The 23,916-nt window shown below is 71.9% G+C and carries 21 protein-coding genes and 1 tRNA gene; 16 read left to right on the top strand and 6 right to left on the bottom strand.

Features of this window, described 5'->3' with window-relative positions:
• The first annotated feature begins 5 nt into the window (after positions 1 to 5).
• A complete protein-coding gene (nudC, locus tag ACF07N_RS08005) occupies positions 6 to 950 on the top strand; it encodes an NAD(+) diphosphatase (RefSeq protein ID WP_383324043.1) in 945 nt (314 codons plus the stop codon).
• A gap of 104 nt (positions 951 to 1,054) precedes the next feature.
• On the opposite strand, the gene ACF07N_RS08000 is transcribed toward nudC, so the two are convergent.
• Positions 1,055 to 1,297, bottom strand: coding sequence for a mycoredoxin (locus tag ACF07N_RS08000; protein ID WP_333936850.1), 243 nt, complete (start codon positions 1,295 to 1,297; stop codon positions 1,055 to 1,057).
• A 183-nt stretch (positions 1,298 to 1,480) separates the two neighbouring features.
• On the opposite strand from ACF07N_RS08000, the gene ACF07N_RS07995 reads away from it, so the two are divergent.
• From ACF07N_RS07995 to ACF07N_RS07980, 4 genes are all read left to right on the top strand, one after another.
• The gene (locus tag ACF07N_RS07995) at positions 1,481 to 3,676 is read left to right on the top strand and encodes an ATP-dependent DNA helicase UvrD2 (RefSeq protein WP_383337415.1); all 2,196 of its coding nucleotides are present in this window, start codon (positions 1,481 to 1,483) and stop codon (positions 3,674 to 3,676) included.
• A 164-nt stretch (positions 3,677 to 3,840) separates the two neighbouring features.
• Positions 3,841 to 4,167, top strand: a complete 327-nt coding sequence (locus ACF07N_RS07990; RefSeq protein WP_383324037.1) for a hypothetical protein — start codon at positions 3,841 to 3,843, stop codon at positions 4,165 to 4,167.
• A gap of 170 nt (positions 4,168 to 4,337) precedes the next feature.
• Positions 4,338 to 4,706: a WhiB family transcriptional regulator gene (locus ACF07N_RS07985; protein WP_383324034.1), complete on the top strand. Its 369-nt coding sequence runs from the start codon at positions 4,338 to 4,340 to the stop codon at positions 4,704 to 4,706.
• Positions 4,703 to 5,026: a hypothetical protein gene (locus ACF07N_RS07980; RefSeq protein ID WP_383324031.1), complete on the top strand. Its 324-nt coding sequence runs from the start codon at positions 4,703 to 4,705 to the stop codon at positions 5,024 to 5,026. The genes ACF07N_RS07985 and ACF07N_RS07980 overlap by 4 nt, the downstream gene beginning before the upstream one ends.
• 138 nt (positions 5,027 to 5,164) lie before the next feature.
• On the opposite strand, the gene ACF07N_RS07975 is transcribed toward ACF07N_RS07980, so the two are convergent.
• A complete protein-coding gene (locus tag ACF07N_RS07975) occupies positions 5,165 to 6,535 on the bottom strand; it encodes an ABC1 kinase family protein (RefSeq protein ID WP_392109710.1) in 1,371 nt (456 codons plus the stop codon).
• Complete coding sequence (locus tag ACF07N_RS07970) at positions 6,528 to 7,742, bottom strand: TOMM precursor leader peptide-binding protein (protein WP_392109707.1); 1,215 nt, start codon at positions 7,740 to 7,742, stop codon at positions 6,528 to 6,530. The genes ACF07N_RS07975 and ACF07N_RS07970 overlap by 8 nt, the downstream gene beginning before the upstream one ends.
• A gap of 214 nt (positions 7,743 to 7,956) precedes the next feature.
• Between ACF07N_RS07970 and ACF07N_RS07965 the strand changes: the two genes are divergently transcribed.
• The 4 genes from ACF07N_RS07965 (at position 7,957) to ACF07N_RS07950 (ending at position 11,966) form a co-directional block, all read left to right on the top strand.
• Positions 7,957 to 8,565, top strand: a complete 609-nt coding sequence (locus ACF07N_RS07965; RefSeq protein WP_392109704.1) for a M48 family metallopeptidase — start codon at positions 7,957 to 7,959, stop codon at positions 8,563 to 8,565.
• A 142-nt stretch (positions 8,566 to 8,707) separates the two neighbouring features.
• Positions 8,708 to 10,501: a TerD family protein gene (locus ACF07N_RS07960; RefSeq protein ID WP_392109701.1), complete on the top strand. Its 1,794-nt coding sequence runs from the start codon at positions 8,708 to 8,710 to the stop codon at positions 10,499 to 10,501.
• Positions 10,502 to 10,512: 11 nt separating this feature from the next.
• Positions 10,513 to 11,193 carry an AIM24 family protein gene (locus ACF07N_RS07955; RefSeq protein ID WP_383324016.1) on the top strand — a complete coding sequence of 227 codons (681 nt, stop codon included), beginning with the start codon at positions 10,513 to 10,515 and terminating at the stop codon, positions 11,191 to 11,193.
• A 17-nt stretch (positions 11,194 to 11,210) separates the two neighbouring features.
• Positions 11,211 to 11,966 (top strand): AIM24 family protein, encoded by a 756-nt coding sequence (locus ACF07N_RS07950; RefSeq protein WP_383324014.1) that lies wholly within the window; start codon positions 11,211 to 11,213, stop codon positions 11,964 to 11,966.
• A gap of 171 nt (positions 11,967 to 12,137) precedes the next feature.
• Here the strand turns inward: ACF07N_RS07950 and ACF07N_RS07945 are convergent, their stop codons facing one another.
• Positions 12,138 to 12,665, bottom strand: a complete 528-nt coding sequence (locus ACF07N_RS07945; protein ID WP_392109696.1) for an NUDIX hydrolase — start codon at positions 12,663 to 12,665, stop codon at positions 12,138 to 12,140.
• Positions 12,662 to 14,113: a zinc-dependent metalloprotease gene (locus tag ACF07N_RS07940; protein ID WP_383586419.1), complete on the bottom strand. Its 1,452-nt coding sequence runs from the start codon at positions 14,111 to 14,113 to the stop codon at positions 12,662 to 12,664. The genes ACF07N_RS07945 and ACF07N_RS07940 overlap by 4 nt, the downstream gene beginning before the upstream one ends.
• Before the next feature lie 192 nt (positions 14,114 to 14,305).
• Between ACF07N_RS07940 and ACF07N_RS07935 the strand changes: the two genes are divergently transcribed.
• From ACF07N_RS07935 to ACF07N_RS07920, 4 genes are all read left to right on the top strand, one after another.
• Complete coding sequence (locus ACF07N_RS07935) at positions 14,306 to 15,427, top strand: SDR family oxidoreductase (RefSeq protein ID WP_383324005.1); 1,122 nt, start codon at positions 14,306 to 14,308, stop codon at positions 15,425 to 15,427.
• A 119-nt stretch (positions 15,428 to 15,546) separates the two neighbouring features.
• Positions 15,547 to 16,008 (top strand): molybdenum cofactor biosynthesis protein MoaE, encoded by a 462-nt coding sequence (locus ACF07N_RS07930; RefSeq protein WP_094057152.1) that lies wholly within the window; start codon positions 15,547 to 15,549, stop codon positions 16,006 to 16,008.
• Positions 16,009 to 16,124: 116 nt separating this feature from the next.
• Entirely contained in the window at positions 16,125 to 16,289 is a 165-nt protein-coding gene (locus ACF07N_RS07925) for a hypothetical protein (protein WP_383324000.1), read from the top strand.
• Positions 16,290 to 16,391: 102 nt separating this feature from the next.
• On the top strand, positions 16,392 to 17,483 hold the full coding sequence (locus ACF07N_RS07920) for a PDZ domain-containing protein (RefSeq protein WP_392109691.1): 1,092 nt from the start codon (positions 16,392 to 16,394) through the stop codon (positions 17,481 to 17,483).
• A 63-nt stretch (positions 17,484 to 17,546) separates the two neighbouring features.
• On the opposite strand, the gene ACF07N_RS07915 is transcribed toward ACF07N_RS07920, so the two are convergent.
• Entirely contained in the window at positions 17,547 to 18,089 is a 543-nt protein-coding gene (locus ACF07N_RS07915) for a PPA1309 family protein (RefSeq protein WP_392109688.1), read from the bottom strand.
• A gap of 163 nt (positions 18,090 to 18,252) precedes the next feature.
• Here ACF07N_RS07915 and ACF07N_RS07910 point away from each other — a divergent pair, with 163 nt between their 5' ends.
• The 3 genes from ACF07N_RS07910 (at position 18,253) to ACF07N_RS07900 (ending at position 23,368) form a co-directional block, all read left to right on the top strand.
• A complete protein-coding gene (locus tag ACF07N_RS07910; RefSeq protein ID WP_392111075.1) occupies positions 18,253 to 21,180 on the top strand; it encodes a UPF0182 family protein in 2,928 nt (975 codons plus the stop codon).
• A 56-nt stretch (positions 21,181 to 21,236) separates the two neighbouring features.
• Positions 21,237 to 21,310: transfer RNA gene (locus ACF07N_RS07905), tRNA-Met, on the top strand.
• Positions 21,311 to 21,544: 234 nt separating this feature from the next.
• A complete protein-coding gene (locus ACF07N_RS07900) occupies positions 21,545 to 23,368 on the top strand; it encodes a sel1 repeat family protein (RefSeq protein ID WP_383323991.1) in 1,824 nt (607 codons plus the stop codon).
• The last annotated feature ends 548 nt before the right edge of the window (positions 23,369 to 23,916 follow it).

The following is a 23,916-nucleotide window of genomic DNA, read 5'->3' as shown; positions in this document are numbered from 1 at the left end:
CACCCGTGACCACCTGGACCGACCACAACGCCGACCGACCCATCTCGCTCACCGCCCCGAGCGGCATCGACCGGGCCGCGCACCACCGGCTCGACGAGGCCTGGCTCGCGGCGGCGTGGAGCCACCCGTCCACGCGCTGTTTCGTGGTCTCCGGCGGCCAGGTCCTCATCGACGAGACGGCGGACGGGCGCACCGAACTCGTCATGACGCCCTCCTTCGAGGCCCCCCTCACCGAGGCGCACCGCTACTTCCTCGGCATCGACGAGGACGGCGTCAGCTACTTCGCCCTCCAGAAGGACGCCCTGCCCGGGCGGATGGACCAGTCCGCGCGCCCGGCGGGCCTGCGCGAGGCCGGCCTGCTGCTGTCCGCGCGTGACGTGGGCCTGATGGTGCACGCGGTCGGTCTGGAGAACTGGCAGCGCACCCACCGCTTCTGCTCCCGCTGCGGCGAGCGCACCGTCATCGCCGCGGCCGGCCACATCCGCCGCTGCCCGGCCTGCGGCGCCGAGCACTACCCGCGCACCGACCCGGCCGTGATCATGGCCGTGACCGACGACGACGACCGCATCCTGCTCGGCCGCCAGGTGCACTGGCCCGAGGGCCGCTTCTCGACGCTCGCCGGATTCGTCGAGCCGGGCGAGTCCATCGAGCAGTCGGTGCGCCGCGAGGTCCACGAGGAGGTCGGCGTCACCGTCGGGCAGGTCGAGTACGTCGCCAGCCAGCCCTGGCCGTTCCCGTCCAGCCTCATGCTGGGCTTCCTGGCCCGCGCCACGACGACCGAGATCGACGTCGACGGCGACGAGATCCACGAGGCCCGCTGGTTCTCCCGCGACGAACTGCGCGCCGCCTTCGAGTCCGGCGAGGTGCTCCCGCCCTACGGCATCTCGATCGCGGCCCGTCTGATCGAACTCTGGTACGGCAAGCCGCTCCCGACGAGAACCGCCGCCTGACGCCGGGACGAGCGGAGGAGGCCCCGTTGTGGGGCACATCACAAGAAGGCGGTTCCTGAGCGCGCACGCTCAGGAACCGCCTTCCCCGCACAACCGCGCGGCGACTACGCGCCGATCTTCTGCTTGACCTGGGCCAGCGACGGGTTGGTGAGGGTGGAACCGTCCGGGAACAGCACGGTGGGCACCGTCTGGTTGCCGCCGTTCGCCTTCTCCACGAACGCGGCGGACTCCGGGTCCTGCTCGATGTTGATCTCGTCGTACGCGATGCCCTCGCGGTCCATCTGGCTCTTCAGCCGGCGGCAGTAGCCGCACCACGTAGTGCTGTACATCGTCACAGTGCCCGGCATGTCTCTCGTGCTCCTTCGATGACTCGGGGACGGGTTCGCAGTGGAGGGAACGTATGTGAAACCTCCACCATTCCCGGGTCCCCCGCCCCGCCGGACGTGACGCCTGCCGCATCAGTACGACTATCGGCGCCTGCCTGTGGACAACCGGCACAGCCGTCTCGCGGGACCTGGCAGCATGGCGGTGTGACAGCAGCAACGCACTCCACCCTGTTCCCGCAGGTACCGGACTCGGCCGACGCGGTGCTCGAAGGGCTCGACCCCGAGCAGCGCGAGGTGGCCACCGCCCTGCACGGTCCGGTGTGCGTCCTGGCGGGCGCGGGCACGGGCAAGACCCGGGCCATCACCCACCGCATCGCCTACGGAGTGCGGGCCGGCGTCCTGCAGCCGTCCAGCGTGCTCGCCGTCACGTTCACCAACCGCGCGGCCGGGGAGATGCGCGGCCGCCTCCGCCAGCTCGGCGCCGCGGGCGTCCAGGCGCGCACGTTCCACTCGGCCGCCCTGCGCCAGCTCCAGTACTTCTGGCCGAAGGCCATCGGCGGCTCCATGCCCCGGCTCGTCGACCGCAAGATCCAGCTCGTCGCCGACGCGGCCGCCGCCTGCCGCATCCGGCTCGACCGCGGCGAGCTGCGGGACGTCACCGCGGAGATCGAGTGGTCCAAGGTCACCCAGACCGTGCCCTCCGACTACGCGCCCGCCGCGGCCAAGGCCGGCCGCGAGGCCCCCCGGGACCCGGCCGAGATCGCCCAGCTCTACGCCGCCTACGAGGACATCAAGCGCGAGCGCTCCGTCATCGACTTCGAGGACGTGCTGCTGCTGACCGTGGCCGTCCTGCAGGACCGGCACGACATCGCCGAGCAGGTCCGCGCCCAGTACCAGCACTTCGTGGTCGACGAGTACCAGGACGTCAGCCCCCTCCAGCAGCGCCTGCTGGAGCTGTGGCTGGGCGAGCGGGACAACCTGTGCGTGGTCGGCGACGCCAGCCAGACGATCTACTCCTTCACCGGGGCGACCCCCGACCACCTGCTCGACTTCCGCACCCGCCACCCCGGGGCCACGGTCGTCAAGCTGGTCCGCGACTACCGCTCCACCCCGCAGGTCGTCCACCTGGCCAACGGCCTGCTCGCCCAGGCCAAGGGCCGTGCCGCCGACCACCGCCTGGAGCTCGTCTCCCAGCGCCCCCCGGGCCCGGAGCCGGTCTACACGGAGTACACCGACGAACCCGCCGAGGCCGAAGGCGCCGCCCGCCGCATCCGCGAGCTCATGGACGCGGGCGTCCCGGCCGCCGAGATCGCCGTGCTGTTCCGCACGAACGCGCAGTCCGAGACCTACGAGCAGGCCCTCGCCGACGCCGGGGTGCCCTACCAGCTGCGCGGCGCCGAGCGGTTCTTCGACCGCCCGGAGGTCCGCAAGGCGGGTGTCGCCCTGCGCGGCGCGGCCCGCTTCGGAGGCAACGACTCCCTCCTGGACGACGCCGTCGACCTGCCCAGCCAGGTGCGCGCCGTGCTGTCCGGGGAGGGCTGGACGCCCCGGCCCCCGGCCGGCTCCGGCGCCGTGCGGGAGCGCTGGGAGTCCCTGGCCGCCCTGGTGAACCTCGCGCAGGACTTCGCCGCCGCGAAGCCGGGCGCCACCCTGGCGGACCTCGTCGCCGAGCTCGACGAGCGGGCGAACGCCCAGCACGCCCCCACCGTGCAGGGCGTCACCCTGGCCTCCCTGCACTCGGCGAAGGGCCTGGAATGGGACGTCGTGTTCCTCGTCGGCGTCGCCGAGGGCATGATGCCGATCACCTACGCGAAGACCGACGAGCAGATCGAGGAGGAACGCCGGCTGCTCTACGTCGGCGTCACCCGCGCGCGCGAGCGCCTCCATGTCTCCTGGGCCCTGTCCCGTTCACCCGGCGGCCGTCCCGGCCGCCGCCCCAGCCGCTTCCTCGACGGACTGCGCCCCGGCTCCACGGCCACCGCCGGGCGCACGACCGCGGGCGGCGCGGGCGGCATCGAACGTGGCATTCCCGGAACCAGGGGCTCCGCCCCGAGACGGGTCCCGCGCACCCCCGCCCGCTGCCGCGTCTGCGGCCGCACCCTGACCGACGCGGGCGAGATGAAGCTGATGCGCTGCGACGACTGCCCCTCCGACATGAACGAGGGTCTCTACGACCGGCTCCGCGAGTGGCGCGCCGACCAGGCCCGCAAGAGCGGCCAGCCCGCCTTTTGCGTGTTCACCGACCGGACACTGATGGCGATCGCCGAGACCGCCCCGGACGATCAGCACGAGCTGGCGCGCATCCCGGGCGTCGGCATGCGCAAGCTCACCCGCTACGGAGCCGACGTACTGGCCATCTGCGCAGGCCAGTACCCCGCCGCGGACACGGATCAGGACTGACACGAACTCGTCGGAAAAATAGTTTGCGCATGCCCCAGCAATCCCCATAGGTTCTTAGGCACGAGAGCAGCGGCCTTCTCGGAGGCCCTGATTCCGTGTTGTACTTGCATATCCGTAGGACTGGTTCATCCAGTCCCCCGAGACGCCGAGAGGAGGCGAGTCCAGTGATCAGCATCAACACCAGCTCCATCAGCACCGTGAAAATGACCGATCGCTCGGCCGTCTCCGCGTGCATGCTCGGCGTTTCGCTCCTGGGCACCGGTCTGTCCGGCATTCGTGCCGTCCGTCCGGCGTCCTCCTCCGTTGCTCCCGCGGGCCTTCCTGTCCGTGAGCGCAATGAGCGACCGACCAAGGCACTGGAAGCGGCAGTAGCGGCACAGGCGCAGGCCTATGCCTTTACGGCGACCGGTGCCGGATTCCGGAAGCAGACGACGCAGCACCACCTGATGTGGGCCTTCCGTGGGCCAGAACCCTGGAGTGATCCAGCCTGATTCGATCAGGCCGGCGCCTTCAGGGCCGCGGAACCCCATCCGGGATCCGCGGCCCTTCTGTTTGTCCCTGAACAGGGACGACGGACCGAAGGAGCCTCGGGACAAGTCAAGAACCCGGTACCAGCCGCCCCCGGCCAACAGGCCGGAACGAACAGACGAGGAAGACGACCGTGCAACTCGAAGCGCACGCACCGTCCGTACCGCCTTCGCAAACGATCCCCAAGCCCGGCTCCACGGAGGACCCCGCCTTGACCCCGCTCACCGCGCTCACCGCGCTCGACGACGCCATCGAGAACCTCGGCGTACCCGTCCCGTGCCGCTCCTACGACCCGGAGGTCTTCTTCGCCGAGTCGCCCGCGGACGTCGAGTACGCCAAGTCCCTCTGCCGCACCTGCCCGCTGATCGAGGCCTGCCTCGCCGGCGCCAAGGAGCGGCGTGAGCCCTGGGGCGTCTGGGGTGGCGAGCTGTTCGTCCAGGGTGTCGTCGTCGCCCGGAAGCGGCCGCGTGGCCGCCCGCGCAAGAACCCGGTCACAGCATGAACACCGCAGGAACCATCGACCGTCCCCTCACGCACGACCCCCAGAAGCAGGCCCCGATGAAGCCGTCCGCCGACGAGCCCGCAGGCTCCGCGACCCAAGACTTCCCCAGCAATGGCGCGATGGACTCGCGTCAGAACAGGACCCGAGAGATGCAACTCATTCCAGAAGCCATGGCTCGTGCGCATATGCGCGAGCGACTGGACGAGGCGGAGCGGGATCGCCAGGCCGTGCGCCTGGTGACCGCCCGCCGGATGCAGCGCAGGGCGGAGCGCGCCTCGCGGCGCGCCCGCCGGGCGCTCGCCATGGCGGTCATGCAGTGACCGACCGCACCTGAAACGGTGGCCTCCCGTCCAGGAGGCGATGATCTCCCCGCGGGGCCGGTCCGTGTTTGAACGGACCGGCCCCCGCGGCGCGTTGCCGCCGGGTCAGATGTCCGAGTGGTGGTGAGGGAGGCGGACTCAGGCCTCGGCCACCGAGTCACCGCCGTCCGCCGGGTCCTCCGGAACAAACCCCGGCAGCCACTCCTGAAGCTCCTCACGCAGCAGCACTGTGGCCCCCAGCTGGCACAGCACGCCGATCGTGCTCAGCGTCACCCGGTGGATCAGCAGGTACGACGGCGGCAGATTGAGCTGCTTGCCCAGCTGGTAGGCGGGGGAGCGGGGATCGGCGACGCGGGCCGCCTGGCTGCGCATCCAGCCGCGGGTGAAGGTGAACGCGTCGACCTGGGCCGGCTCGATGATAGGCAGCAGGTAGTCCATGACGGCGTCCGGGTCCAGCTCTATGGTCTCCTTGACGAAACCCTCCACGCACAGAAGCTCGTAGACCGCCTCGGCCTCGCCGTCGAGGGTCATGCGCAGGGATTCGCCGATGGTGGCGGGCAGTCCGCCCGGGAGGCGGTCGACCGTGCCGAAGTCCAGGACGCCCAGGCGCCAGTCGTCCTCTCCGCCGGGGCCGCCGGGCAGCAGACGGAAGTTGCCCGGGTGCGGATCGGCGTGCAGCAGGCCCGTGCGGGCCGGACCGGAGAACAGGAAGCGGGCCAGGAGCTGTCCGGCCCGGTCGCGCTGCTCCTGCGTACCGTCAGAGATGATCTCCGACAGCGGGATGCCGTCGATCCACTCCGTGATCAGCACCTGCTCGGACTGGTGGACCACGTGCGGCACGAGGACGTCCGGATCGTCCGCGAACTCCTCCGCGTGCGCCTGCTGGGCCTGGGCCTCCAGGCCGTAGTCCAGCTCCTCCGAGACGCGGTCCTTCAGCTCCGCGATCAGCGGCTTGATGTCCATGCCGGGGATCAGCGGGCCGAGCAGACGGGAGAAACGGCTCAGCTGGTTCAGATCGGACAGCAGCGCCTCGCCCGCGCCGGGGTACTGCACCTTGACCGCCACCTCGCGGCCGTCGTGCCACACCGCGCGGTGGACCTGGCCGATCGAGGCGGCCGCGGCGGGCTTGTCCTCGAACTCCAGGAACAGCTCCTGCCAGTCCTCGCCGAGCCGCTCCCGCAGTACGCCGTGCACCGTGCGCGTGGGCATCGGCGGCGCGGCTTCCTGGAGCTTCGTCAGCGCGGCCCGGTAGGGGCCGGCGACCTCCTCGGGCAGGGCCGACTCGAAGACGGACAGCGCCTGGCCGAACTTCATCGCGCCGCCCTTGAGCTCACCGAGCACCTTGAACAGCTGCTCGGCCGTGCGCTGCTGGAGTTCGCGGCCGACGAGCTCCGCGGACTCGCCGACGATCCGCTTGCCGAATCCCCAGGTCGCCCGCCCGGCGATGCCGAGCGGGAGCGCGGCGAGCTTGGCGGTCCGGGTGACCGCCTTCCGGGGAAGATCAGACATGCGCCCTCCAAGTCCCAGCCGGCCGCTCCGCCGCTGCCTCACGGCACTGCGCCGACGGCCGTTGCACCGCCATTGTCTCGTGTGACGCCCCGTCCTCCGAGGGGTGCTCCCGGTTTCCTTCCCGCGCGGCCCCGCAGGGGCAGGCGGAATGGGCCCAGACCGGCCGGGCGTGCCAGTGCAGAGCGGGCAGGGACGCCTCCCAGCGCGCGCCGGCGCTCGACGGGGTGCGCCCGTCCAGGAAGGCGAGCGCGTGCGCGGCGGCCAGTCCCGCAACGGTCGTGGCCAGTGCCAGGTCACAGGGCCGCACCTGTCGCTGCCGGCCCGAGCGCCACTGCGCGGTCAGACGCGGCCAGGCCGGGTCCCGGTCGGTGCGGTTCTCGTGCAGGCAGCGCGCGCAGCCCGTCTCCCCGGGCAGGACAAGGGGGCCGACCACGCCCGTCCCCTCCACGACACCGGCGTACAGATGGGCTGTCCCGGAGGCCATCAGGGGCTCGACGAGGGACGGATCGGGCGCGTGCACCGCGACGTCGTCCCGTGGGGCGAGGACCACCAGGGAGAGACCCGGCTCGCCCTCGTCCGAGAGGGGCGGGGCCTCGGCGCGGCGCGGCGGCCGGTCCGGTGACGCCAGCCGGACGGCGCGGCGGGCCGATGCGTCCCTGCGGTCGCCCACGGCCTGGACCGGATGCCCGCCCGGGGCGACGTCCCACGGCTCCACCCGGCCGCCGTCCCGTACCTCGACCTCCCCCACACCGGCCCCCGCCAGCAGCGAGGCCAGGACGGCGCCCACCCGGCCCGCGCCCCGCACCTGGACCCGGTGGGAGCGCCGGGCCGCCAGCTGCCCGATCGCGTCTCCGGGATCCGAGGTGGTCAGGGAGAGGGAGGCCAGGTCGGGCCGCAGCCGGTCGAGGACCGTCTTCTTCTTCCGCAGCGCGTCGGCGGCGGGCCCGCCGCCCCGGGCGTCGTCGAGGAGCCCGGCCCGTGACAGGCGCCGCACCAGCTGGTCGACATGACCGTCGGGCAGGTCCATCCGGCGTCCCTCCGCGCGCAGCAGCTCCATCCCCCGCGTGCCGTTCAGCAGGTCGAGGAAGCCGGCCGTCGTCCGGTCGACCGGCCCGAGTGTCAGCGCGTGCGCCGGGGCCATGCCGAACTGCACGGTATCGAGGTCACGCCAGCCGCGCCGGAGCGCGGGTTTCACCACCGGATGCATGACAGGCCCCCGTATGCCTAGGAACGTCCCCGTATGCCGGGAGCGGACGCCGCTTCGCCGACGGGATCCAGCATGCCCATTTCCGCCGTCCGCCGCCGAAAGTTGTCCACAGGCACGGGGATTCGTCGTACAAATCCGGCGGCCGGTGAGGGCAGCGGGAGCCGAAGCGTCCCGGGGTCGGGACTTCGCCGGGTGCAGCGGGTAACGTCGGGGCGTGCCCGCCGACCCACTGCACAGCGCCGGAAAGCCACAGCGCAGCACGACGAGCCAGCCGCCGGGCGGCTCGGGGGCGAGCGCGATCGAGGTCCGCAGGAGTTCCCGCCGCCGCAGGACGGTCTCCGCGTACCGCGAGGGCGATCGCACCGTGGTGCTCATCCCCGCCCGCATGTCCGCGGCGGAGGAACAGCGCTGGGTGAACGTCATGCTCGACAAGCTGGCCGCCCAGGAGAGCAGGCGGGCCCTCGGGGACACCGAGCTGATCGAGCGGGCGCGGCGGCTCTCGGAGCAGTACTTCGGCGGCCGCGCCCGGCCCGCCTCCGTGCGCTGGGTCACCAACCAGAACACCCGCTGGGGGTCCTGCACCCCGTCCGACGGCAGCATCCGCCTGTCGCACCGCCTCCAGGGCATGCCCGAGTACGTCGTCGACTACGTCCTCCTCCACGAACTCGCGCATCTGCTCGTCCCCGGGCACGGCCCCCGCTTCTGGCGGCTCCTGGAGGCCTATCCGAAGACGGAGCGGGCGCGGGGCTATCTCGAGGGCGTGGTCGCTGCCGAGCGGTTGCCCCACCTGCCCGGCGCGCGGGGTGAGAGCCCCGCGGGGTGAGTGACCGCTTTGCCCGAGCGAGCAGCCGATACGGCTGAGCGAGGGTTCTGTACCGGCTCTGTACCGACGTCTTCCGATGTCCGGATTTGCCGTTAGCCTGGCGCGACGCACTCACGTTCTGGATGGGGGACGGTCGTTACGCATGGCCAGGGAATTCCAACGCGGCCACAAGGCCAGGATCAGTGACCTCACCGCGGGCACGGATCTGTACGTAGGCGTGCAGATCTCCGGCCCCGGCCTGAGCTTCGACATCAGCTGCTTCGGCCTGGACGCCGACGAACGGCTCTCGGACGACCGCTACTTCGTCTTCTTCAACCAGCCGAAGTCGCCCGAGGAGGCCATCCAGCTCCTGGGTGCCCAGGCGGGCGACACGGAGTCCTTCCGGGTCACGCTCGACCGCATCCCGCCGCAGATCCAGAAGCTGTCCTTCACGGCGACGATCGACGGCGCCGGGCAGATGTCGCAGATCGCCGCCGGGTACATCCGGATCGTCGCGGGCGGCGAGGAGGTGGCCCGCTACTCCTTCAACGGCTCGGAATTCTCCACCGAACGCGCCGTGATGCTGGGCGACTTCTACCTCAAGGACGTGTGGCGGTTCGCCGCCGTCGGCCAGGGCTTCGACGGCGGCCTCGACGCGCTGCTGAAGAACTTCGGCGGCGAGGTGGCCGAGGAAGAGGCAGCGGCTCCTCAGCCCGCCCCGCAGGCCCAGGGCGGTGCCGCACCGGGCTTCGCCCCGCCGCCCTTCGCGGCTCCCTCCGCCCCGGCCGCTCCGGCACCCGCCCCCGCCCCTGCTCCGGCACCTGCCCCGGCACCGGCGCCCGCCGCGCAGGGCTTCGCGCCCCCGCCCGCGGCCACTCCGCCCGGCGCCACCCCGCCTCCGGCCCCGGCGCCCGCGCCCCAGGTGCACGCCGCGCCGACCATCGTCGCGCCCATGCACACTCCGCCGGCGGGCTCGCCGGTACCGCCCCCGGCCCCGGCACCCGCGCCGTACGGCCAGCCGGGCCAGCAGCCGCCGCAGTACGGGCAGGCGCCCGGCCAGACGGCCCCGCCGCCGCCCGGATACGGCCACCCCCAGGCCCCCCAGGCCCCCGCCCCGCCCCCCGGTTACGGCCAGCCGACCCCGCCCCCGGGCTACGGCCAGCAGCCGCCGTTCGGGCAGGCCCCCTACGGCGCCCCGCAGCACGGGGCCCCGCAGCACGGCGCCCCGCAGCACGGCGCTCCCCAGCCCGGCTTCCCGCACCAGGCCGGCGGCGTGCAGGCCGGTGGCGTGCAGGGCCCCGGCGTGGTCGCCGCGCTGGAGCAGTTCAAGGAGACGCCCACCGGGCAGCGCTGGACGCAGCAGAACAAGAAGCTGGTCCGAGTCGACCTCGGCATCGGCGGGCAGCCGGTGCTGGCCCGGCAGGGCAGCATGGTGCTCTACCAGGGCAAGGTCGACTTCAGCTACAAGGGCGCCGGCTTCGCCGGCCGGATCGTCGGCAACGCGACCGGCCAGGAGATGCAGCTGATGCGCTGCACCGGCCAGGGGCAGGTGTTCCTCGCCGAGAACTCGACCATGCTGCACCCGATCGAGCTCCAGGGTGACGGCATCTGCGTCTCCGCCGAGAACGTCCTCGCGTTCGACGAGAGCCTCACCTACGAGGTCCGCCGCATCGAGGGGCACGGCATCCCCGGGGGCGCGCTGTTCACCATGCAGTTCCAGGGCACCGGCACGATCGTCGTGAAGACGCACGGCACGCCCGTCGTCCTGCCGGTCACGCCCACCACCTTCGCCGACTGCAACGCCGTGGTCGCCTGGTCGGCCGCCGCCCAGGTCGTCGTCTCCAGCCAGGTGCGGATGCGCCGCAACGCCTACCCGGGCGACACCGGGGAGAGCGTCAACCTCCAGTTCCGGGGAGCTCCCGGCAACTTCATCGTCGTCCAGCCGTACGAGGTCTGAGGGAGCCCGTCATGACACAGCAGCTCGCGGGCTACGCCCCCGCACCCGTCACCGCCCGCATGGAGAACCACGGCAACCACATGCTGAAGGTCGCCATGCAGACCGGGAACGACCTCCTCGCGCGCGTGGGGTCGATGGTCGCCTACGAAGGGTTCGTCCAGTACGAGCCGAACCCGCCCGCCGTACGGCAGATCGCCAAGGACTGGCTGACCGGCGAGGGCGCGCCCCTGATGAAGTGCTCCGGGGACGGCCTGCTCTACCTCGCCGACTACGGGGCGAACGTCGTCGTCATCAACCTCAACGGCGACGGCATCTCCGTCAACGCCACCAACCTGCTCGCCTTCGACGCCCACCTCACGTGGGGCGTGGAGCGGGTCAAGGGCCTGGCCAAGTTCGCCGGGCAGGGCCTGTGGAACACCAGGATCTCCGGGCAGGGCTGGGTCGCGCTGACCTCCCGAGGCAAGCCGATCGTCGTCGACTGCGGAGGCGGCGAGGACGAGACGTACGTCGACCCCGACGCGCTCGTCGCCTGGTCCCCGAACCTCAAGGTGAAGGGCAAGCGCAGCTTCCGGGCCCAGTCGCTGATCGGCCGCGGCAGCGGCGAGGCCTACCAGATGGCCTTCTCCGGTCAGGGCATCGTCGTCGTCCAGCCCAGCGAGGACAGCACCGACCGCCTCCGGTTCCGGGGCTGAGGGGGAGCCAGAAAGCCATGCAGAGCCCGATTTTCGCCTACAACGAGCAGCAGACCCAGGAACGCTGGAGCCTGCAGAACAAGCAGATGCTGCGCGTCGCCCTGGAGGGCCACGACGACATCCTGGCCCGCAAGGGCACCATGGTCGCCTACCAGGGGCTCGTCGAGTTCGACGCCGAGTACCAGAGCAACGACCAGGCACGCGCGCGGGCGCACACGGGTGAGGGACTCGACCTGATGCGCTGCCACGGGCAGGGCACGGTCTACCTCGCCAACCTCAAGCAGCACGTCCACGTCATGGACGTCGACCAGGACGGTCTCACCGTCGACAGCAGCTACGTGCTGGCGATGGACTCGTCCCTGCACCACGAGGTCATCGCCGTGGACAGCCTCTACGGCATCTCCGGCTCCGGGAAGTACCAGCTCAACATCTCCGGCCGGGGCAAGGTCGCGCTGATGACCTCGGGCATGCCGCTGCTGATGCAGGTGACGCCCGACAAGTACGTCAACTGCGACGCCGACGCGATCGTCGCCTGGTCGACCGGCCTGCGCGTGCAGATGCAGGCCCAGACGCACTCCTCCGGGGTGTGGCGGCGCCGCGGCAGCACCGGCGAGGGCTGGGAGCTGAGCTTCATGGGCACCGGCTTCGCGCTGGTCCAGCCCAGCGAGCTGCTGCCGCCGCAGAACGCGCAGATCGGCTCGGGCCTCGCCGCGCAGTACGGGATGGGGCAGCAGGGGGCGCGGGGGCAGAACCAGGGGAACGCCTGGAGCTGAGCGCTGCGGTCGAGCGCCGGGTGTTCAGTGGTCCGGGGTTCGGCCGATCGGGTGAGGGGGCGTGCGGACCGGTGCCGGCCGCGGGCCGATCGTGGCCGGCCGCGCGGTTCCCCGCGTCTCTGAGGGGCGGCCGGTTTCGGCGGCCGGTTTCGCGGCCGCCCCCTCGTCAGCTCACGCCGCGAGCCTCGCCCGTGTCGCCTCCAGCAGCCGTACCACCGAGTCGTCCGCCACCTTCGCCACCTCGTCGTAGCCGAACCAGCGCACGTCCAGCGACTCCTCGCTGACCGCGTGCGCGGCGTCCGGGGGCGCCACGACCGCGTACTGCACGTCGAGGTGCCAGTGGCACGGCGCCGGGATGGGGTGGCGGTCCAGGCGCACCGGGCCGCCCGGCAGCAGGGCCAGCCCCGAGACGCCGGACTCCTCCGTCGCCTCGCGCAGCGCCGCTGCCGCCAGGGTGGCGTCCCCCGGCTCGCAGTGGCCGCCCATCTGCAGCCACATCCTCAGCTTCCTGTGCAGTGTCAGCAGCACCCGGCCGCCCTCGGGGTCGACCACCAGGGCACTCGCCGTGATGTGGCCGGCGTGGCAGGCCTTCCATAGGCCGTCCGGGTGATCGGCCAGGTGGTCGAGGTAGGCCTGGCGGAGCTCCGGCTGGTCCTCGTAGCCCTTCAGCACGAGGACCGCGTCGTCGTACAGGCTCACCCGGCGTCGTCGCCCTTGCTCTTGTCCTCGCCCTCGTCCTTCTTGCGCAGGTCGGGCTTGTCCGCCGCCTCGCCGAGCATCTTGTCCAGCTCGGAGAAGTCGATCTGCTCGCGGTGGACGAAGCCGTCCGGGTCGTCCAGGTCGGTCGCCGTCGGGAGCATGTCCGGGTGGTGCCACAGGGCGTCCCGGCCGTCGACGCCGCGCGCGTCCGTGAGCGAGGCCCACAGCCGGGAGGCGTCCCGCAGCCGGCGCGGGCGCAGCTCCAGGCCGATCAGCGTGGCGAACGTCTGCTCGGCCGGGCCACCCGAGGCGCGGCGGCGGCGCAGTGTCTCGCGCAGCGCGTCCGCGGATCCCAGGCGGGGCTTCGCGGCCGCGTGGACCACCGCGTCCACCCAGCCCTCGACCAGCGCCAGCGCGGTCTCCAGACGGGCCAGGGCCGCCTTCTGCTCGGGCGTGTCCTCGGGCTGGAACATGCCCTGCTGCAGCGCTTCCTGCAGCTGCTCGGGGTTCTGCGGGTCGAACTGGCCGACCACGTCCTCCAGCTTGGCCGTGTCGACCTTGATGCCGCGGGCGTAGCCGTCGACGGCGCCGAACAGGTGCGAGCGCAGCCACGGTACGTGCGCGAAGAGGCGCTGGTGGGCGGCCTCGCGCAGCGCGAGGTACAGCCGTACCTCCTCCTGGGGGACGCTCAGGTCCTTGCCGAACGTCTCGATGTTCACCGGCAGCAGGGCGGCCTTGCCGGCCGGGCCGAGCGGCAGGCCGATGTCGGACGAACCGACGACCTCGCCCGCGAGCACGCCGACGGCCTGCCCGATCTGCGTACCGAACATGGCGCCGCCCATCGAGCGCATCATGCCGATCAGCGGGCCGGCCATGGCCTGCATCTCCTCCGGCAGGACGTCGCCCATGGCGGTGCCGACGCGCTCGGCGACCGGGTCGACGAGCTCCTTCCAGGCGGGCAGGGTCGCCTCGACCCACTCCGCGCGGCTCCAGGCCACGGCGGAACCGGCGCCCGACGGCAGGGACGTGGCGTCGTCGAGCCACAGGTCCGCCAGGCGGACGGCCTCCTCGACGGCCCGGCGCTCGGCGGGGCCGACGCTGGTGTCCTTCGTGCCGTCGGGGGAGCCCTGGGAGACCGTCTGGCGGGCGATCTGCTTGGCCATGTCCCAGTTCACCGGGCCGCCCTCGTAGGAGAGCATCTGGCCCAGCTGCTGGAACGCGGCACCCAGGTCGTTGGGGTTCAGGGAGCCGAACATGGCTGCGAACGGATTGTCCGCACCGGGGCCACCGGGGCCGCCGCCGAAGCCGCCGGCTCCGGGCAGGCCGCCGAAGCCGAACGGATTGGCCGGTCCCTGACCACCACCGCTCTGCTGGTCCTTCTTCTTGCCCTCGTCGCCGTCGTCCGGCTCCTCCGGCGGAAGGCCGAATCCGAATGGGGTGTCACTCACGGGATTCCTCGGCTGGTAGGGCCGCCGGTTCTTTCCGGCGGCACGGCTGCCCGACAACACCACCCAGCGTAGACACCCGGGGCGGATCGGGCCTCGGTGCTTCGCCGACTGACGGCCTGCGGCAGGATGGATGCCACCTGGTACGCACGCGTCGCTCGCGCTCGTACTGAAGACAACCGCTGGAGACGCCCGGTGAGTTCCCCAGATCCGCAGGTTCGCGCAGCGCGAAACCAGTCAACCAGTTCCGCGAGTCCCACGGGGCGCGGCCCCGTCGTCGCGGTCACCGGCGCCGCGTACGGCGTCGGCGCGCTGCTCACCGAGCGGCTCGCGGCGTCCGACGAGGTCAGACAGGTGCTGGCCATCGACGAGCGGCGCGGCGAGTGCGCCGCCGCGCAGTGGCACATCCTCGACGTACGGGATCCGGCCATCGCCGACAAGCTGCGCGGCGCCGACGTGGTGGTGCACCTGGCGCTGGACCTCGACCTGGAGACCGACGCGGCCGCCCGAACGGCCTACAACGTCCGGGGGACGCAGACCGTGCTGACGGCGGCGGCCGCCGCCGGAGTGCACCGGGTGGTGCTGTGCACCTCGTCCATGGTCTACGGCGCGCTGCCGGACAACGAGCTGCCGCTGTCGGAGGACGCGGAGCTGCGGGCCACGGCGGAGGCGACGGGCGTCGGCGACCTGCTGGAGATCGAGCGACTGGCGCGGCGGGCACCGCGGGCCCACCCGGGGCTGAACGTCACGGTGGTGCGGCCGGCCGTTCTGGTCGGCGGCACCGACACGGCGCTGACCAGGTACTTCGAGTCGCCCCGGCTGCTGGTCGTGGCCGGCTCGCGGCCCGCGTGGCAGTTCTGCCACGTCGAGGACCTGTGCAGCGCGCTGGAGTACGCCGTCCTGGAGAAGGTCGACGGGGAACTCGCCGTCGGGTGCGACGGGTGGCTGGAGCAGGAGGAGGTCGAGGAGCTCAGCGGGATCCGCCGGATGGAGCTGCCGTCGGCGGTCGCCCTGGGCGCGGCTGCCCGGCTGCACCGGATCGGCCTCACGCCGTCCCCGGCCGGTGACCTGGCCTACACGATGTACCCCTGGGTGGTGAGCGGCAGCCGGCTGCACGACGCCGGGTGGCGGCCGCGGTACACCAACGAGGAGGTGCTCGCGGAGCTGCTGGAGGAGGTCTCCGGGCGGCACACCGTGGCCGGGCGGCGCCTGGGCCGCAAGGACGCCACGGCCGCCGGTGCCGCGGGCGCGACGGTGGCGCTGCTGGGCGCGGCGGCGGTGGTACGGCGGGCCCGGAAGGCGCGGCGGCGCATCTGAGGGGCGCGGGGTCCCCGCACCCGCCCCGTGTGCCCCTGTAGGAGACTCCAACCGCCACGCGCGCGTGCCGGTCGATGCCTCTATTTCGCGCCGCCGGTCCCGTGCGGCACGATGGGCCCATGGCATCCACGAGCGATCACCCCGGTGAGCGGGCCGCGCAGGACCCCGTCAAGCTGATCGGGATCCGCGACACGCCCCTGTCCGTGGACGAGGTGTTCCGCGCCGTCGGGGACGACGCGTCCGGCGGCACCGCCCTCTTCGTGGGCACCGTGCGCAACCACGACGGCGGCGCCGACGTGGCGGAGCTGGGCTATTCGTGCCACCCCAGCGCGGAGGCCGAGATGCGGCGGATCGCCGAGAAGGTGGCCGCCGAGTTCCCGGTGCGGGCCCTGGCCGCCGTGCACCGCGTGGGCGACCTGCGCATCGGGGACCTGGCCGTGGTGGTCGCCGTCTCCTGCCCGCACCGCGGGGAGGCCTTCGAGGCCTGCCGCAAGCTCATCGACGACCTCAAGCACGAGGTGCCCATCTGGAAGCACCAGAGGTTCTCCGACGGCACCGAGGAGTGGGTCGGCGCCTGCTGATCCGGCGAGGCGACTTCCGGTTGCGTAACCGCACCCCTGGCGTGAGCGTTGTCACTGCGGATGGTTAATCTGCTGATCAGTCAGTTCGCGGACGCTCGATGGGGTTGGAGGTCGGCATGGCGGCGCTCGCCTGGTTGCTGATTCCGCTTGTGGCTGCGATCGGCGCGGGGCTGTGGGGAAGCTGGGCCAACCGGACCCGCAAGGTCCGCAGCGACGGCCCGGAGCTCATCGGCTACGCCCGCTTCCGCGAGGCCATGGAGAAGCCCCGGCCGGGCAGCTGACAGCCGGTGAAACAGCAGGTCACAGACGTCTCGGAGCGGGGCAGCGCCCCGGACGGGCGGCCCTGACGGTGCGCTGACAGAACCGTCCCGTACTGTCGAGTCATGCCACGCCGCACTGCGACGATGCTCGCCTCCACCCTGATGCTGATCGCGCTTTTGTGCGCAGGAGTCTTCATCCCCGTGCCGTACGCGGAGATGTCCCCGGGGCCGACGGTGAACACGCTCGGCGATCACGACGGCGAGCCGGTGCTGCAGATCGCGGGACGCAAGACCTACCCGACCAGTGGCCATCTGAACATGACCACGGTCAGGGTCACCAGCGCCGACTACCGCATGAACCTGGTCGAGGCCGTCTACGGCTGGCTCGCGCACGACAACAAGGTCGTGCCGCACGAGACGCTCTACCCGGACGGCAAGACCGAGGAGCAGTCCACCCAGGAGAACGCCGAGGAGTTCAGCCAGTCCCAGGAGAGCGCCAAGGTCGCCGCCCTGAAGGAACTCGACGTCCCGGTGAAGTCGTGGGTGATCGTCTCCACGGTCGTCAAGGGTTCCCCGGCCGAGAACAAGCTGCACGCCGGGGACGTGATCAAGGCCGTCGACGGCACGGAGGTCAAGGAACCGGCCGACGTCGCGAAGCTGGTCACCGAGCACAAGCCCGGCGAGGACGTGCGCTTCACGATCGTGCCCGCCAAGGAGCAGGCGGCCGCCGAGAAGGAGAAGCGGACGCCGACCAGGACCGAGAACATCACGATCACCACCACGACGTCCGACGACGCGGGTGAGAAGCGCGCCATCGTGGGGATCTCCGCCGGGACCGACCACACCTTCCCGTTCACCATCGACATCAAGCTGGCCGACGTCGGCGGGCCGAGCGCCGGCCTGATGTTCGCGCTGGGCATCTACGACAAGCTCACGCCGGGCAGCCTGACCGGCGGCAGGTTCGTGGCCGGCACCGGCACGATCGACGACGCCGGCAAGGTCGGCCCCATCGGGGGCATCGAGATGAAGACCGTGGGCGCGCGGGCCAAGGGCGCCCAGTACTTCCTGACGCCCGCCGACAACTGCGCCGCCGCCGCCAAGGACACCCCCGAGGGCCTCACCCTGGTCAAGGTGGACACCATCCAGGACGCCCTGGGAGCCCTGAAGGACATCCGCGGCGGCGACACGGCGGACCTTCCGCGGTGCGGTAAGTAGCGCGGGAGCGCGGGAGCGCGGGAGCCTGTGGGGCCCGGCGGGCCGGACCCCACCGCCCGCGTACTACTCCTCGAAGGTGGCGGACAGCGCCTCCGCCAGGCCCGGGACCAGGTCGGAACCGGTGAGGACCTCCGTCGGTGAGTCCTTCTCGCGCAGCCGCAGAGCCGAGTCCCGGGTGCCGTCGCGCAGCACCCCGACCGTCATGCGGACCTCCTGGCGGTCCGGGTGCTCCGCCACCCACTTGGTCAGTGCCGCCCCGCTCAGGTCCTTCGGGACCTGGGCCTCGGCGGACGGCGGCAGCATCAGGCGCTCCACGGCGAGGGCGCAGCCGGCCACCGAGTCGGGCCAGGCGATGGTGGCGAGGAACTCGTCGAGCGGCTTGCCCGTTGGAATCTCGTCCTGCTCGATCGGGGTGAGGCCGGAGTTCTCCGGCTCCTCGTCCAGACCGAGCCGGTCGGCGAGCGAGGGCTGCTCGGTGCGCAGCCGTGCGGTGTCGACGAGGGCGAAGAGGCGGGCCGGCTGGTCCCAGCCGAGGCCGGAGACGTACTCGTCGATCTCGAGAACGGCCCGGGTGAGCGGGTTCGCAGCCATGGGAGTGTTGGACATGGTCACAATCCTCTCTCGTTCCTGGCCGGAATCGGGAACCGAGTAAACGGTGAGTAAGTTGCATAGGTGAGGGTCCACGATCACGGGGGCCACGGACGGTCCGTGAAGACGCGGGCCTGACGAATCGACAGCGAACTTCGAGGTGCGCACCTTGGCTTTCCAGATGCCGGACCGCGGCGGAGGCCCTTCGGGGCCGCGGATCAGAGTGGGCCGCCCGTCCCGGCGTGTCCGGACCCTGCTCATGACGCTGGGCGTCCTGGCCGTCCTCGGCATGGCGTTCACCATGTTCGCGGGCTTTTGGACGGACTGGCTCTGGTACCGGTCGGTGAAGTACTCGTCGGTCTTCACCACGACCCTGTGGACCAAGATCGGGCTCTTCTTCGTCTTCGGCCTGCTCATGGCCCTCGCGGTCGGCTTCAACATCTGGCTGGCGCACCGCCTGCGGCCCCCGCTGAGCGCCATGTCGATGGAGCAGCAGAACCTCGACCGCTACCGCATGAGCATCGCGCCGTACAAGAAGTGGCTGCTGCTCGGGATCACCGCCCTAGTGGGCCTGATCGCCGGCGCCTCCGCCTCCGGCCAGTGGCGCACCTGGCTGATGTGGGTCAACGGCGTGTCCTTCGGCGAGAAGGACCCCCAGTTCCAGCTGGACGTGTCCTTCTACGCCTTCGACCTGCCCTGGTACCGGTTCCTGCTCGGCTTCGGCTTCGCCGCCGCGATCCTCTCCGTGATCGCCGCCGCGCTCACCCACTACCTCTACGGCGGGCTGCGCGTCACCAGCCCCGGCGCCCGCGCCACGGCGGCGGCCACCGGCCACCTGTCGGTGCTCATCGGCGTCTTCGTCGCCCTGAAGGCGGTCGCCTACTGGCTCGACCGGTACGGACTCGCGGTGAAGTCGAGCGACTTCCGCGCGACCGACAACTGGACCGGTCTGCGCTACGTCGACGCCAACGCCTACCTGCCGGCCAAGACGATCCTGTTCTGCATCGCCGTCATCTGCGCGCTGCTGTTCTTCGCCACCCTGTGGCGGCGCACCTGGCAGCTGCCCGTCATCGGCTTCGGCCTGATGGTGCTCTCGGCCATCCTCATCGGCGGCCTGTACCCGGCGATCGTGCAGAAGTTCCAGGTCCAGCCGAACGAGCAGGCCAAGGAGGCGCCGTACGTCGAGAAGAACCTCGAGGCGACGCGCAAGGCCTACGGCATCGACGGCACCAAGGTCACCGACTACACGGGTACCAGCACGACCGAGGACAAGACGAAGCTCCGCGACGACGTGGACGCCACGGCGAGCATCCGGATCATGGACCCGAACATCGTCTCGCCGACGTTCCAGCAGCTCCAGCAGATCAGGAACTACTACGCGTTCCCGACCAACCTGGACGTCGACCGCTACGCCAAGGACGGCAAGGACCAGGACACGGTCATCGGCCTGCGCGAGATCAACCTGGCGGGCATCCCGAAGAAGAACTGGATCAACAACCACTTCCGCTACACCCACGGCTACGGAGTGGTCGCCGCCGAGGGCACCAGCGCGGACGCGCAGGGCCGGCCGAACTTCACCGAGTCCGACCTGCCCTCCGAGGGCCAGCTCGGCACGTACGAGCAGCGGGTCTACTACGGCGAGAAGACCACCACGTACTCGATCGTCGGCGGTCCCCAGAAGGAGATCGACTACTCCGACGACAACGGCGAGAAGACCACCAGCTACAAGGGCGACAGCGGGGTCAACCTGTCGAACCCGGTCAACCGGGCAGCGTACGCGGTGGCGTTCGGCGAGCCGCAGATCCTCTACTCCGGCGCCATCGGCGACGGTTCGCGGATCCTGTACAACCGCACGCCCAAGGAGCGCGTCGAGGCGGTCGCCCCCTGGCTGACCATCGACGGCGACGCCTACCCGGCGGTCGTGGACGGGCGGATCCAGTGGATCGTCGACGCGTACACGACGACGAACGGCTACCCGTACTCCTCGCGCACGACCCTCGGTGACACGACGGCGGACTCGCTGACCGCCACCAACGACAACCGCGCGGTGGTGGCCCAGCAGAACCAGGTCAACTACATCCGCAACTCGGTGAAGGCGACCGTCGACGCGTACACCGGTGAGGTCAAGCTCTTCCAGTGGGACACGAAGGACCCCGTCCTCAAGACCTGGATGAAGGCCTTCCCGGACACGGTGGAGCCCAAGAGCGACATCTCCAAGTCGCTGATGGACCACCTGCGTTACCCGCAGGACCTGTTCAAGGTCCAGCGGGAGCTGCTCACGCGCTACCACGTGAAGGACGCCACGACGTTCCTCAGCGGCAGCGAGGTGTGGCAGGTGCCGGACGACCCGACGAACCGGTCGGGCAACGCGGTGCCGCCGTACTACCTGAGCATGAAGATGCCCGACCAGCAGGCGCAGGCGTTCTCCCTGACGACGACCTTCACGCCCAACGGCCGGGACAACCTCAGCGCGTTCATGGCGGTCGACGCCGAGGCGGGCACGAGTGACTACGGCAAGATCAGAATCCTGAAACTGCCGACCAACACCACGGTCAACGGACCCAAGCAGGTCCAGAGCCAGTTCAACTCGCAAGAGGACATCGCCGAGTCCATCAGGCTGCTGAGAGGCGGCGACTCGGAAGTCGAGTACGGCAACCTGCTGACCGTGCCGCTCGACGGCGGACTGCTCTACGTGGAGCCGGTCTACGTCCGCGGTGGCGGACTGAAGTACCCGCTGCTGCGCAAGGTGCTGGTCACCTACGGAGGCCAGACCGCCTTCGAGAACACGCTCGACGAGGCCCTCAACAAGGTCTTCGGAGCGGAGGGCGCGACTCCCGAGCCGCCGGACGAGGGTGACACGCCACCGCCGCCCACCTCCGAGAACCCGACGGTCCAACAGGCCCTGGAAGACGCCCAGAAGGCGTTCGACGCCGGCCAGGAGGCCCTGAAGGAGAACGACTGGGAGGCGTACGGCCGGGCGCAGAAGGACCTGGAGGAGGCTCTGCAGCGGGCCGAGGACGCGCAGGCCGCGGGCGGCGGCGCCGGGGGCGGCGAGGGCAAGCCCGACGCCGAGCCGAGCGGCAGCCCCAGCCCGAAACCGAGCAGCTAGGCCCTGGCCTGGTGAAACGCCCACTCCGCGCCGTGATACGGTTGTGAACACAACGGCGCGGGGTGGAGCAGCTCGGTAGCTCGCTGGGCTCATAACCCAGAGGTCGCAGGTTCAAATCCTGTCCCCGCTACTGAAGTCGCGACGTCCGAGTGACGGAGCGGCCACGAAGGCCCGGATTCCACACAGGAATCCGGGCCTTCGTGATGTGTGAACGCATGTCCAGGCGCAGGCCGCGGCCGCGCCGCCGGGGGGAGTTGGCCGAACTGTGTTTGACTTGTCTCTCTGTGGGCATGTCGACAAAACGCTGTAGTGACCTCACTGGCTGCGGTATACCAGGTGTACCCAGGTTGCAGGTGGTGCGACGATGGACGTTATGGGGGACAAGGCAACTCTGTTCGAGACAGGGCGTTTTGTGCAGCCTTCCAGCCGGGAGGACACCGAGACCCCGGACGAGACCGGGGAAATCGCCGACGAGGCGGCCGAAGAGCTGCGTCAGCGGCTCGCCGCGGAGGCCGGCGACGTCGAGGCGATGAGTGTCCTCGGGGCCATGCTGCTGCGCCGTGGCGACCTCGACGGTGCCGAACCCCATCTGCGTGCCGCCACCGCCGCGGGCGACCGGGCCGCAGCCAACAACCTGGGTGTCCTGCTCCACCAGCGGGGATACGCCGACGAGGCCGCCGGATGGTGGCGGATCGCCGCCGTCGCCGGATCGGCCGCGGCGGCGCACGCCCTGGGCCGGCACCATCGTGAGCGCGGCGACGAACCCGCCGCCGAGTACTGGCTGCGCCAGTCCGCCGAACAGGGCCACACCCTGGGCGCGTACGCCCTCGCCGACCTGCTGGAGCACCGTGGTGACGCCGCGGCCGAGCAGTGGATGCGCGTGGCCGCCGAGCGTGGGCACCGCGAGGCCGCGTACCGGCTCGCGCGGGCCCTGGACCGGAAGGCGGCACGGGAGACCGACGGCGACAGCGGCGTCCAGGCGCCCGAGGAGGCCGAGCAGTGGTACCGGCAGGCCGCCGCGCGCGGCCACCGGCGGGCCGCCCTGCACCTCGGGTCGATCCTGGAGCGGCGCGGCGAGCTCAAGGAGGCGGGGCGCTGGTACCTGACGTCCGCCAAGGACGGCGAGGCGCGGGCCGCCTGCGCGCTCGGGTTCCTGCTGCGCGACGCGGGCGACACGGAGAACGCCGCCGTGTGGTGGCTGCGGGCCGCGCAGGACGGCGACGGCAACGCGGCGAACGCGCTGGGGGCGCTGCACGCCGAGCGGGGCGAGACCCAGACCGCCGAGCGGTGGTACCGGGCCGCGATGGACGCGGGCGACGTGAACGGCGCGTACAACCTCGGGCTGCTCTGCGCCGAGCAGGGGCGCACCTCCCAGGCCGAGCAGTGGTACCGGCGCGCGGCCTACGCCGGGCACCGTGAGGCCGCGAACGCGCTGGCGATCCTGCTGCTGCAGGGCGGGGACGAGACGGGCGCGGAGCCGTGGTTCTCCAAGGCGGCGGAGGCCGGGAGCGTGGACGCGGCGTTCAACCTGGGCATCCTGCACGCCGGGCGCGGCGAGCAGGAGGCCGCGCTGCGCTGGTACGAGCGGGCCGCCGCCGCCGGGCACACCGAGGCGGCGCTGCAGGTCGGCATCGCGCGGCTGCGGGACGGCGACGAGCAGGAGGCCGAGCGGCACCTGCGGTGCGCGGCCGGCGGCGGGAGCGCGGAGGCCGCGTACCGGCTGGCGACCGTGCTCGACGCGCGGCGCCCGCCGGAGCCGGCGCACGAGCTCGGCGAGCCGGTGCACCGGCGCAGCGAGTGCGAGGAGTGGTACGAGCGGGCGGCCTCCCAGGGGCACCGGCGGGCCCAGGTCCGGGTCGGCATGCTGGCGGCGGCCCGGGGGGACGTGGTCGAGGCGGCCCGGTGGTACCGGGAGGCGGCCGAGGCCGGGTCCCGCAACGGCGCGTTCAATCTCGGGCTGCTGCTGGCCCGGGAGGGCAGTGAGCCCGAGGCGGCGGTGTGGTGGACACGGGCCGCCGACGCCGGGCACGGACGGGCGGCGCTCCGGCTCGCCCTGGTCTACGCGCGTCGGGGCGAGCTGGCGGAGGGCCAGCGGTGGGCCGACCGGGCCGTCTCCCTGGGGCCGGGGTCGGTGGCGGAGCGAGCGGCCCGGCTGCGGGACGCGCTCCGGCAGGAGCTGTCGGCGTGAGACCGGCCGCCCACGCCTGTGGCTGCCGCCCCGGGTAGGGGGCCGGCCCGCGCCCTGGCCGGTGCCATGGCGACGACCCGTCTCACCCTGACCGCCTCGGTCCGGCGGCCCGTACGGTGGCGGCCTGCCCCATCCGGCCGCTCCCGCCCTGGCCGGTGCCATGGTGACCGGTTCTGCCCGGCCGTTCCCGCCCTGGCCGGTCCCATGGTGACCGGTCTTGTCCGGCCGCCCCCGCCCTGGCCAGTGCCACGGTGACCGGTCCTGCCTGGCCGTTCCCGCCCCGGCCGGTGCCACGGTGACCGGTCCTGCCCGGCTGGTGCCGGCCCGGTCGGTCTGACGCGCGGGTCCGATGACCGGCCGGTCTGATGTGTTGGCCCATGACCGGCCGGTCCGAGACGGGCGGTCCGGCGATGGCAGGTCTCAGTCAGCCCGGTTCGGCGACGGCTGGTCCGAGCGAGGCCGCTCCGACGGGCCGCTCCGACGGGCCGGTCCGGCGGGGGACGGTCCCAGCCGGGCCGGTCCCTCCCGGCGGTCCCGGGAAAGCCGGT

This window comes from Streptomyces sp. NPDC015242 (assembly GCF_043079125.1).
In the GTDB taxonomy this organism is placed as follows: Bacteria; Actinomycetota; Actinomycetes; order Streptomycetales; family Streptomycetaceae; genus Streptomyces.
This window is presented reverse-complemented; position numbering and strand designations above follow the sequence as displayed.

Coding starts and splice junctions, on each gene's coding strand:
- ACF07N_RS07910 (WP_392111075.1), top strand. CDS start 18,253: ATGCCGGACCGCGGCGGAGGCCCTTCGGGGCCGCGGATCAGAGTGGGC.
- ACF07N_RS07925 (WP_383324000.1), top strand. CDS start 16,125: ATGGCGGCGCTCGCCTGGTTGCTGATTCCGCTTGTGGCTGCGATCGGC.
- ACF07N_RS07970 (WP_392109707.1), bottom strand. CDS start 7,742: ATGCATCCGGTGGTGAAACCCGCGCTCCGGCGCGGCTGGCGTGACCTC.
- ACF07N_RS07915 (WP_392109688.1), bottom strand. CDS start 18,089: ATGTCCAACACTCCCATGGCTGCGAACCCGCTCACCCGGGCCGTTCTC.
- ACF07N_RS07920 (WP_392109691.1), top strand. CDS start 16,392: ATGCCACGCCGCACTGCGACGATGCTCGCCTCCACCCTGATGCTGATC.
- ACF07N_RS07975 (WP_392109710.1), bottom strand. CDS start 6,535: ATGTCTGATCTTCCCCGGAAGGCGGTCACCCGGACCGCCAAGCTCGCC.
- ACF07N_RS08000 (WP_333936850.1), bottom strand. CDS start 1,297: ATGCCGGGCACTGTGACGATGTACAGCACTACGTGGTGCGGCTACTGC.
- ACF07N_RS07960 (WP_392109701.1), top strand. CDS start 8,708: ATGGCCAGGGAATTCCAACGCGGCCACAAGGCCAGGATCAGTGACCTC.
- ACF07N_RS07950 (WP_383324014.1), top strand. CDS start 11,211: ATGCAGAGCCCGATTTTCGCCTACAACGAGCAGCAGACCCAGGAACGC.
- ACF07N_RS07955 (WP_383324016.1), top strand. CDS start 10,513: ATGACACAGCAGCTCGCGGGCTACGCCCCCGCACCCGTCACCGCCCGC.
- ACF07N_RS07930 (WP_094057152.1), top strand. CDS start 15,547: ATGGCATCCACGAGCGATCACCCCGGTGAGCGGGCCGCGCAGGACCCC.
- ACF07N_RS07980 (WP_383324031.1), top strand. CDS start 4,703: ATGAACACCGCAGGAACCATCGACCGTCCCCTCACGCACGACCCCCAG.
- ACF07N_RS07900 (WP_383323991.1), top strand. CDS start 21,545: ATGGACGTTATGGGGGACAAGGCAACTCTGTTCGAGACAGGGCGTTTT.